This window comes from Rhizobium sp. P44RR-XXIV (assembly GCF_001999485.2).
GTDB lineage: Bacteria > Pseudomonadota > Alphaproteobacteria > Rhizobiales > Rhizobiaceae > Rhizobium.
The window spans coordinates 1-1,337 of sequence record NZ_MPVZ02000014.1; the positions used below are offsets into that span (position 1 = coordinate 1).

2 pseudogenes are annotated in these 1,337 nt (G+C 62.3%); both read left to right on the forward strand.

The features are described from left to right. Positions 1 to 214 precede the first annotated feature (214 nt). A pseudogene (gene pilV / locus BSK43_RS00115) lies at positions 215 to 775 on the forward strand (type 4a pilus minor pilin PilV). Between the two features lie 38 nt (positions 776 to 813). After that, positions 814 to 1,337 (forward strand): annotated as a pseudogene (locus BSK43_RS00120) (hypothetical protein); the annotation flags it as partial.

Sequence of the window (1,337 nt, forward strand, 5' to 3'; positions counted from 1 at the left end):
GCGCAAACACGACGGCTTCCGTGCCGCCACGCTGACAGCGAAGGAAAAAGAGCGCCGTGGAACATCTGACCTTCACGGCCAACGGTACCCTCGTACCGCCAACGGAACGAACCTTCGCCATCTGCCAGAACGGCAAGACCGACGGGGGCCGCGTGCTGAGCATCAGCCAGGCCGGCCGGATCCAACTCGAACCTTCCTCCAAGGCGCCCCAGTCATGCTATTGAAATCGCGACACAGGTCGCTGCACCAATCCGGCTTCAGCATGATCGAAGTGCTGGTCGCCCTGCTGCTGATCAGCATCGGCGTGCTGGGGCATGATCGGCCATGCAGGGCAAGACCATCCAGTACACCGCCGACTCGGTCGAGCGCAACAAGGCAGCCATGCTCGGCAGCAACCTGCTGGAAAGCATGCGGGCGAGCCCGAAGGCGCTGTACGACGTCAAGGACCAGATGGCCACGCAATCCGATTTCTTCAAGGCCAAGGGGTCGGCGTTCCCCACCGCGCCGTCCTCCTGCACGCCATTGCCCGACGCGGTCAAAGACCGCCTGGGATGCTGGGCGGAACAGGCGAAGAACGAACTGCCAGGCGCTGGAGACCTGCTGAAGAGCGACTACTACATCTGCCGCAGCTCGAAGCCGGGCGACTGCGACGGCAAGGGCTCGATGCTGGAAATCCGCCTGGCCTGGCGCGGCAAGCAAGGCGCCTGCGTCAAGCGCCGCCGACAGCAGCGCCGACACCTCCCTCTGCTACTACACCCTCAGGGTCGAGCCATGAGCATGAACAACCGCTCCCGACGGCAATCGGGCCTGTCCATGATCGAACTGCTGGTAGCCCTCGCCATCAGCAGCTTCCTGATTCTCGGGATTACCCAGATCTACCTGGACAACAAGCGCAACTACCTGTTCCAGCAAGGCCAGGCAGGCAACCAGGAAAACGGCCGCTTCGCCATGATGTTCCTGGACCAGCAACTGTCCAAGGTGGGTTTCCGTCGACGTGCGGACGATCCCAACGAGTTTGCCTTCAAAGCGCTGGCCAAGTCCGCATTTTGCGAAGAGTTCAAGGCCGGCGCCACTCTGGTACCCGCAATCGCCAAAACCGGCCAAGCCGGCTTCTGCTACCGCTACCAGCCGGCGCCCGGCGAGGTCTACGACTGCGAGGGTAATTCGATCACCACCCCGAGCGACCCATTTGGGAGTACCGACGCCATAATCGCCCGCATTCTCTTCATTCCCCCAACCGTCGATGCTCCCGGAACGCTTACCTGTTCGGCGCAGGATCTCAAGGACAGGGGAGAGGAGATCATCAGCGGCCTGGTCGACTTCAAGCGTCGCTACTG